The organism is Endozoicomonas sp. SESOKO2, assembly GCF_024606245.1.
Lineage (GTDB): Bacteria > Pseudomonadota > Gammaproteobacteria > Pseudomonadales > Endozoicomonadaceae > Endozoicomonas_A.
On sequence record NZ_JAHHPQ010000278.1, the window covers coordinates 1 to 9,845 of the forward strand.

4 protein-coding genes are annotated in these 9,845 nt (G+C 40.9%); all 4 read right to left on the reverse strand.

The window, feature by feature from the left end:
* Positions 1-1,282: 1,282 nt before the first annotated feature.
* The 4 genes from KDK17_RS06580 to KDK17_RS06595 all read right to left on the reverse strand — a co-directional run bounded on the left by KDK17_RS06580 (position 1,283) and on the right by KDK17_RS06595 (position 9,687).
* The gene (locus KDK17_RS06580; protein ID WP_257287647.1) at positions 1,283-1,933 is read right to left on the reverse strand and encodes a recombinase family protein; all 651 of its coding nucleotides are present in this window, start codon (positions 1,931-1,933) and stop codon (positions 1,283-1,285) included.
* Positions 1,934-3,002: 1,069 nt separating this feature from the next.
* On the reverse strand, positions 3,003-3,188 hold the full coding sequence (locus tag KDK17_RS06585) for a hypothetical protein (protein WP_257287648.1): 186 nt from the start codon (positions 3,186-3,188) through the stop codon (positions 3,003-3,005).
* Between the two features lie 1,616 nt (positions 3,189-4,804).
* On the reverse strand, positions 4,805-5,620 hold the full coding sequence (locus KDK17_RS06590) for an antA/AntB antirepressor family protein (protein ID WP_257287649.1): 816 nt from the start codon (positions 5,618-5,620) through the stop codon (positions 4,805-4,807).
* Positions 5,621-8,253: 2,633 nt separating this feature from the next.
* Complete coding sequence (locus KDK17_RS06595; RefSeq protein WP_257287650.1) at positions 8,254-9,687, reverse strand: tyrosine-type recombinase/integrase; 1,434 nt, start codon at positions 9,685-9,687, stop codon at positions 8,254-8,256.
* Positions 9,688-9,845 lie beyond the last annotated feature (158 nt).

Consider the following 9,845-nt stretch of genomic DNA (forward strand, 5'->3'; position numbering starts at 1 on the left):
GTTTTCAAGACCGGTGCTTTCAACCGCTCAGCCATCCCTCCGCCATATTTAAATATCCTTTAGAATCAATGACTTACAAAGGTCATTACTCTAAATGTGATATGGTTTGTGATACGGTAGTAGCTTATAGTATCTTCGATACGGACCCAAATCTGGGTTGGTTCTCTATCTCTTGATACGGCCTCGCTAGTTTACTAGTGTAAATAATCTGAGCTGTACTCTAAGGCTTAACCAAGCTCTGTACTCCGTTACCTTGAATCATGTGGACAATGGAGTAACTATTCCTGTTAGGCTCTCTAAGGTTTCAGCTTCCCACAATTTGTGTAAAGGTCTTAGACTTCTCTGTTAGGCTCTATAAGCCTCTCTAAACCTAACCTATACGATCGCACTACCAGTAGCAGAGCTACCACCCACCTTGAGAAAAGCTCTTAGAAAGCTCTATGCTAGTTTGCTAGCGCAAAGGGAGTCTCAGTAGCATATCTACGATAAGTATGGGATTCTTAAGGAGCGCAGCTCTAGAGAAGTATCTCTAAGGTTCTATGACTTTCCCGCCATTGGTGTAAAGCTATCAACCGCTGCTACAGGCATATAGAGTACCTACAGGCATTAAATACAGTAAGGCATAGGTAGGTAGTGGTGGATAGTAAAAACGCCTTAGACAGGCTTATAGATGCCTTAGGATCAATCCAAAGGTTTACCTATAGGGTTTTTAGTGTATTATGACCTCTAGTAAATAAAGTAAAGTGAGGTTCAAAGGTATATGGACACTGTAAACGCTATCTCTCTGTTCTTTATAAAGCGATTCTTAGGGTTATGTATCCATGCAGAATGGTATAGAAAGGGATGGAACTATAAGGATGTGCTGGAAGGAAGAACGTTTCTATGGGAGAAAGTAGGCAATAAGGAGTATGAGGTATGGCTAGGCAGGTTCCATGCTTACATAAGTACTAAGAGGCTATAGGAGAGGCTACAGGAGTATCTATAGGAGAGGCTACAGGAGTATCTATAGGAGAGTTTAAAGTTTGTGTCTTCCTTCACGCTAGTGAACTAGCAGAGCTTCGCTCCTGTAGCCTTTATAACATTATTACACCTGCCTTAATTCTCATAAAAAAGCAAGGACAAGAATATAAAGACTGTAGACACAGTGTAGCTACAATAGGGCACAAAAAAGCCTCCAATGACAATAGTCAAAAGAGGTATAGAACTGATATTAATACACCCGCCTTAATTCTCATAAATAAATAAGGGCAAAACCATAAGCTCTACCCTTCTCTACAGACACCTAGCTTTGCGCTAAAGCTCTCTGAACTGAACTTAAAGAACACCCTACAGCTTCGGCTATCTTCCTTAGAGACATACCTTCCTCATGCCTAAGCATCCTTATCCTTTCATGCTTATCAATATTAGGCTTCCTGCCTTTGTAGACTCCCTTAGCCTTTGCCTTAGCGATTCCCTCAGCTTGCCTCTCTCTAATGATCTCTCTTTCAAATTCAGCTACAGCACCCAGCATATTGAGTAGTAGTTTATCTGATGGGGAACTATGAGAGGAGAACTTAAGGTTGTTCTTATGGAAATGAATGCCGACACCTTGGTTCTGTAGATCATCAACTATCTGACCTAAGTCTCTAAGTGATCTAGCTAGCCTATCAATGCTGTGTACGTGGATAGTATCGCCTTCTCTGACATATCTAAGCATTTCTTTAAGCTCTGGCCTATCAGTAGTAGAGCCTGAACATTTATCTATGAATACTCTATCTAGCTTTAAATCAGCTAACTGTCTATCTGTGTTCTGGTCAGCACTTGAGACTCTGATATAGCCTACGTTAGCACCACTAACTACATTAGCTCCAGTACTAACTACATTAGCTCCCTTACCTGTATCCTGTAACCTGTTAGCTTGCTGATCTGTTGTATCCACTGTTGTGTACTGCATACCCTTACACCTATATGTTATCTGTATTCATTTAACTCTAGACCTTTATTATCCTACTGTACCCATAATGGGAAGTCAACCTATTGAATACAACAATAGTTATAGATAGCATAAAGAAGTGAATATAGTTGTTAGGGTGTACCCTAGTGATACGGTAGTATCTATTGATACGATAAGTAGGGGAGTGATATAGCGTTATTAGCTCCGCTAACGTTAACGAGCTTGAATGGATCAGGACTATTACCCTGTAACCTTCTCAGATTTCACGTAGAGTCACGTCTCAGATAGATAGCTGCTGCGTTAGTAGCCTAACATCGCTTCAGATAGATAGCTGCTGCGTTAGTAGCCTAACATCGCTTCAGAGCTGTATAGTCATGGTATTAGTGGCGGCGATAAGGAGCCTACTAGAAGATGCCCTCCCTTACTGAAAACTACAGAGGCGATAGGGAGGTATAGGGGGGAAAGGCGGTTAGCACTACGCTTTTTAACCTCTCACATTTTTTTGGTATTTTATTTCTAGTAGGGTGTATGGTGCTAGCTGATATATTTACTACAGACAGTAGCTTGCTACCGACACAAAGCCTAATGAAGACTAACCTTGAAGACTAACCTTGAAGACTAATCTTGAAGACAAGCCTTCACGCTAGTGAACTAGCATAGCCTCACCTAGAGATTCCACTTGTCCAGATAGTACGAGAGCCACAGCCCTAGGATACCCCAAAGATACCCATAGAGATGTATTACCTAGCCTATCAGAAGGTACAGTCATTAACACGCCTGTAGAGTCTATAGCATTGTCTTCAGCTGGTTTAAACTTCCTGATTTTCCTATAGTTCCAGTTGCTACGTGCCATACCTTCTAACTTCCTTTCTATGCGATATAGCTCTTCTGGGTTGTCACCAGTAGTTATTAAGCTGTCTATGCGTTCTTGTAGCTTTCTTAAGGCTCTGTACTGACCTAGTAGCATAGTAGATGTATCCTGTCTCTCTTGTGTTTATTCTTGAAGCAAACTAGCAACGCAGCAGCTATCTATCCTGTGTATCTAACGAGGTGATATAGTAGGAAGTAGCTATGCTACAGGAGGCTCTAGTATAGAAACTCTGGCTTTTAGTGTCTGAGTATCTTCCTGAAGCTTTAAGTTCTCTGCTTGAAGTCTCTGACTCTCTTCCTGAAGTCTCTGAGTATCTTCCTGAAGCTTTAGACTCTCTGCCTCTACTAGAGCCAGTCGGGTGCTTAGTGCTGCTATTAGAGCCATGAGATCATCTTTAACATCCCTTACACGCTTCTTAGTGTCTGTAGCAAGCTACTGTCTTCTTTCAGTACGACTTTTAGATTAGTTAAGTCATACTTATGGGAATAGCGAGCTGGTGGTATGTTGTAGAGGTCTGAGGGATCTTCTGGAGTGCCTAGGAGTCTGTTGCTCTGATAGTTGTCTGATCTGTTATTTGCCATATGATAATAATGATAATGATGATAGTGATAATGGTATCTATGTAGCCCGACGCAAATCTGCGCTGGGGGATTCCCTTAGCTATCTGTCTAACATGGTCAAAGTAGACGCATCCAAACTTGGATTGGTCGATTCCATTACGTTAGTAATGCTAACAAACCCTTGTCCCTCCGTTAGCTAGCTAACCTCCTGATTTGAACTTCCTCAATTTGAGTAAGTTGGATTAACCCCTTATCCATCTGCCAGCGATCAACAAGTTTAGCTGTGAACTCTGGGGATACTTGAGCCATAACGATGTAGGAATCACGCTGGTTTACGTGGAATGAAGTACTCGGACGACCGCCTGTAGACTTTTCCTCAATTTGAGTAAAACTAATCAAGCCTTTGTCCTGTAGGCTCTCAATAGTTCGCTTAACATTATCCGGACGCTTCCCTGCAAGCTTAGCTATCTCTTTACACTAGTAAACTAGCAATGTGAGACATAGTTTGTTGCTTGTTCTTATGGTTAGTAGTAGTAGTAGCGGTTGTCGCTGTTAGAACTCTAACGCTGTTAGGATACTAACGCTGTAGTAGTGATAGTGTTCACAGTGTTATTAGTGGTAACTGTGTTCAAGGTGAACTCTCTATCTGTTTGTGTGTGTCTGTGTTTTTAGTTAGTTACTCTCCGTTACCCACTTCAGTGTGAGCACTCTATCAGTGAATCTAAAAGCTCTCTCTCTATACCCTTAAGAATCAAGCCTCCCTTACTACAGTAGAACCAATATACGATCCTTCTTATTTTCTAATACCTAGGGGACTTCCATGTGTAGCACCAGACACCAGACTCTATAGAGAGTAGGTTGATGGATGTGCCTGTATGGACTACACAAGGGGCGAGGTATCTATATATTTGATTACTGAGTCTGTAGTAATTGATGGATGTTAGCAAGCTAACGGATGGAGACTTGATTATTAAGGGTATAGGAGAGAGAGAGAGAGAGAGACTCTTTTACTTATTAAAAGGTGTTATCAACAAGCCAAGGAACAAGCCTGTGCCCAACCCAGAGCCAAGAGCTAGAAGCAACACAAGTGTTTCTATGTATATCATTTGGGGTATCTGTATCTCCTTGTTATTAGAACTGACAATTATCAGAGTTAAAGAGTCTCATACTCAAAGCATTCATTCCCTTGTCTGAGGAGCTTCGTTCTATAGAGCTGTTCGAAAGCAGCTATAGGCTCTGGGTCTGACCGCTCAAGGTATTTCTCTATGAAATATGAATAGTCCATATTCAGTCTATCGGACACCTCAATCAATCTTAAGATCATCTTCGGGTCAGTCTTATAGTCTCTGGCAATAGTATCAGATATTAACCATGGCGAACCGACAGCTATCTCTGATTTGATCTGAATGGACGAAGCATTGTACTCGCTGTTGTTTGTGGTCATGCTATTGCATCCTCTACTACTTCTACAGGAAATAGAACCCTTAGACTATCCTTAACTGTTTCTATATCAGTACCAGCCGTTATAGCCTTAATAGTGACCTCCTGAACTTGGTGGTATTTAGCCATAGCAGCGCCTTCAAGCCAGTTCTGAGGATTAGGGTTGCCCTCTTTTTCCCATTGTCTAGGACGTTTACCAGTCGCATGTAGACACACCAGAGAATTAATGGAGGCTATGAACTGCTTAGAAGTATCATTAAAACCTTTGTAGGTCTTTGCTGCATAATGCCTTAGCTTCTTTTGGTTATCCTTGCTGAGTAATCGGGGAGGGTTGTAGCTATCTAACTTACGTAAGAGCTTCTCGGCTGCGATAAAGTATTGCCTATAGGCTTTACCAGCTTCGCCTTTGGCAGTCAGGCAGAGTTCCTTAGCTGTGCTTACCGTGACAATGTAGTCCTTCTTATTGTGCCCACCACGATTATCTTTAACTTGAGGCTCTGCGTTTTGTTCGACCATTTTGTCGAGCAAAGTATAGGGCTCATAATCTATCCCCTGAACCAGAAGTAAATCAGCTATCTGTTTGGTAAACCAGCGGTTAAACTGTGAGTCGCCCTCCGGCTTGCCTAACTCGTTCCATAAGGTTCTAACATCTATTCCAGTATCTAAGCTCTCAGCATCATATATCATCTGAAATGTTTTACGGTGCTTATGGATCAGCTTAGCGTTAGCTTCAGTTAACCCAAAGGTTTTCACTAACACGGGCTTAGATACTGTTTCAATTGAGTAGTGGTTGTTGTTTGTAGTTGTATTCATCATGGTTAATTGTTTTCTCTTCTTGCATATTAGAAAGCCCTATCACATCCAAACAAAGTCACCACCCAATAGCAGATCACCAAGACTAGAGAAGAGAAACTTCTGCTATTGGCAATGCTGGGTAGGATAGGACTTTCTGAATAGGCTCTTGGGTTTAAAGTTAAATACCTAATGGTGGTTAGGCTGTTGTGTCATGTGTGTACCGATATTGCATCAGTGTTAAGCAGGGAAAGGTTAGGGAAGGGAAGTTAGTTTCACTAACGGAAAGGGGAAAGGGGAACCAAACCAGTGGACTTGAACCTGTGGACTTGACCTTGAGGATTGCTTTAAGTCTGTTGAGGTCCACAATCTTGTTCGTCCATTTTGACGAGCAAGTTATAAGGCTCTTAACCTTCAGGAGGATTGACCTTGTGGGTAGCTATGCTACTGTGGACTGTCTTCAGGAGGATTGACCTTGAGGATTGACCTTGAGGATTGACCTTGAGGATTGACCTTGAGGATTGACCTTCTGAACTATCTTCAAGAATGCCTCTGAGACTTAATTTAAACCGATCTGAGGGGTTTTCTTGAGGTAGGTAATACAAAGGCTAGTTTACTAGCGTAAAGATAGGCGTGGTCTTAAAGTGATCTATAGCGGCCTATAGCTGGTGGGTTTAGGTGGTCTTTAGTTACTTCCTTTAGTTATCTAACGTATGTTAGTTGTGGTTAAAGGTTTTTGTAGCTGGTGGTCTATGAGTCTGTCCATAAGCTTTTGTATCTTTATTGGTTATTAATTAAGAATATTCAATACTAGTGTAATGTTCATATGCCTTATCTTTAAGTTAACTAAATGAAGCATCTTAGAGCGTTAGCCATATAGGTGTCATTTACTACAGTTAAAGTCTATATCTTTATTTGATTGATTATTATTAATATACCGTAACAGGATAAGGTTCATCTGTCTGTCTTCAAGAGCATCTAAATAAAGTACTTAAGCGAAGCCATATAGCTGTCATTTAGTAACTTGAACTGTTGACTATATCTTTTTTCGTGATTCGGTAATCACTCATTATTACGGACATTAAATTAAGGCTAGGTTAGAGATGACTTACTGATCTAAACCAACCAAGCCTTATAGCCTTCTATAGCTTTTGTGTCTGTAATAATAATATTATCAAACCCACGTAGTTGGGATAAAGGTTCATACGCCTATCTTTAAGTACTCTTTAACTAAACCTTATAGGCTTCGCTATAGTTGTCTTAAACTAATCTTAAACTCATATCTCTAATATTTATTTCTTATAAGGATAATACTGATATCAGTCAATCTACTAGAGACAAGCCTAATGATTACTTCAAGAGAGAATCAACAAGAGTATCTTCATGTTCCTTACTAGTAGCTTCTATCTTTATTGTTTATTTCTTAATAGGTAATAATGGATCAGACAGACCAGTAGTCACAAGCTTCTTGATAACCTAATGATTAACTACAAGCTCTCTTAATGTTTCTTATCTACTGGATGCATCTTATAGAAAATCCAAAAGACATCTTATAGTTTTTATCTTATAGATATAGCAAAAGTCGCAAAGACGCCATTCCGCTACAGCCCTACAGAAACATTGTCACCGTCGTATTATGAGTTGTTTCCATAGGGCAAACATTGTTAGATAATTTTTTTATATTTTTGTGAGGTCTTATGGTTATTCGACTTTAGAGGTTTCCCTATACTCACCACTTCTACTACTATTAAAAGCAGGAAGCGCAGTCTCACATCAAAGAGTAGGCCATTAACCCTACCCACAATGCGAATAAACTTTTAATCCTATACTCGGTATATTGGTATAAGTATTTAGTTTGAGACTGAAAACTATCAACAATGGAATTAGAGATCATAACATGAGCGCACTTTCTCTAATGAAGAGCAACTTAATTGCTAGCCCTTGGGAGACTAAGGAAGTCAGCTTTGATATTTCTTTAAAAATACCACTTTAGCTCTGACTGATAGAAAAGGCTTGAGACCTTGGGACACTAAGTCTACATCCATTTTACCACCTAGTTACTGTTCACTATTTGTACTACTATTACACGGCAGTAGGTAAGGTATTTACCCCATATACCACATTAGTGATTACAGAGTCAACAGCTACAGTGATTATAATAACGAATAGCAATATACAAAAGTGAGCGTTACTTTCTCTATTATCAGGGCAACTTAATTGCCAGCCTTAGGGAGAGTAGGGATACTATAAAGGAGCGTTACTTTCTCTAATGAAGAGGGGGGTAATTGCTAGCCTTAGGGAGACTAAGGATGCAGGTTTTAGTATTAGTCTTATATAGCTCTAATCACTACTTCCATACATAATAGTGGAAAGCCTTGGGACACTAGGGATTGCTCTATATGCTGCCTTATTACTGTTCATTATTTGTACAATTATTATACGGCAATAGGTAGGGTATTCATCCCCTATATCATATTAGTGTTCATATAGTCAAGAGTTTATCAATGATTAGAATAACGGAATAGCAATATTAACTCCTGATTTCATTAGATGCCTCTATAAGCCATTCTAAGGCACTCTAAACCTGACCTATGCCATCGCACCACCTACCTAGAGAAAAGCCCTCAGATCGGCTCTATGGAAGTCTCAAAGGTACTCTAAAGGCTCTCTGTTAGAAACTCAGGAACTTCTATAGATTCTATGGCTTCTCTTAACTGCTCTTCAGACATACCCTTGCTATACAGACCATATGACATTGATACCTTCCTTTCATGCCCTAGTATCAGGGTAGCCGTACTCTCTAACACACCAGCTCTCTCTAAGGCAGTCGCCATGTGAACCCTAAGGGAGTGGAAAGATTTAGTCCTACTGCTGCTGCTACTGCTATCAGCTATCGCCTTACTCTTTACCCTACCGAACCATTTAGACAGGCCATGACTCCATTTACCTCCTATACCGTTTAGAGGCTTCAGATCACCTTCAAACAGGTACTCATAGCCTCTCTCTTGCTGCTGGACATTAAGCCAAGCTCTAAGCTCCTCACTGACAGACGAATGAACAGGAACTATCCTCTCTGCCGCCTTGGTCTTACCGTCTCTTATGTGAAGCGTTAGGGTTCTACTAATGGCGTTAGCTGTTACATCTTTAATCTTCAGACTACACAGCTCCTCTATCCTTGCTCCTGTGACCAACCCCAAGAGAGGCACTAAACGCCTAGCACCAAGAGGCTCTTTAAGTACTGTCCCAATGAATATATCCTTCAATTCTGAATCATTGAATAGCTGGTAGGATTGTGTATCTTTGGTTGATATAGAGTGCCCTTGAAATGGGTTAGTGCTGGTGGTAATTCCATTACTGGTGCTGCTGGTGGTTAGTGGAGCTAACGTGGTAGACTCTATCTCTTCCATATCATACGCCCTCTTCCAGATACCCATGAGAGCCGATATGTAGTTCTTCTTGGTCTTGCCGCTGAGGTTAGAACCACCCTTTACCTTTCCACTTATGAACTCATCCAGCCAATGCCTTACTGACTTCCTTCTTATCTCAGTCAAAGGTATATCACTCTTACCTAAGTACTTCAGCAGAGAGGAGACTGCAAGGTCAGCTTTGCCTAAGTCCTTGGTACTCTTCAGGGTGGAGCTTTTGAACTTCTTATAGTCGGATAAAGCTTCCTTAAGGGAGTAGCCATACTCAGGGTATTGAGTGCCATCTATAACTGTTCTATAAGCTTGGACTACAGGCTCTCCATGTTTGTCATACAGGCTCTCTATATCCAAGTGTTCCAGACTCCTATCCTCTTCCTTGTGACCTTTAATCCTACTTAACCAAGCTTTGTATGAAGCCTTATCGCTAGAGTATCTAGCATCGTTAGAACCAGTAGCACCACCTTTAGCTCCTATAGCAAGCATTAGCTCCTCTTCAAGCCAGTCTAATAGATCAGCTCTAAGCTTCTTAGCTAGGTGTAGGTCACTGGTTTGTAGTGATCTGATAAAGAACTCAGAGCCATTAGATAGGTGTCTGATTGGTTTAGGGATACGCTTCTTAAATACCCAAGTATTGTAATTCAGGGAGAGATATCTAGTATCGTTCAAGGTCATAGCAAGGTATAAATGTGACACGGTTTGTGACACGGTACTACGGTCTACAGCCCTTTATCTATAGGCACTTAGGCTTAGAGAGTAGGTATCTTCAGTGTCCCTGTCCCTCCGCCACTTCTCAAAGTGCAGTAACATCCTCGGGGTTCAGCTGG

Bases quoted from the DNA above. Each gene is read 5' to 3' on its own strand.
- KDK17_RS06580 (WP_257287647.1), bottom strand. From the start codon at position 1,933: ATGCAGTACACAACAGTGGATACAACAGATCAGCAAGCTAACAGGTTA.
- KDK17_RS06585 (WP_257287648.1), bottom strand. From the start codon at position 3,188: ATGGCTCTAATAGCAGCACTAAGCACCCGACTGGCTCTAGTAGAGGCA.
- KDK17_RS06590 (WP_257287649.1), bottom strand. From the start codon at position 5,620: ATGATGAATACAACTACAAACAACAACCACTACTCAATTGAAACAGTA.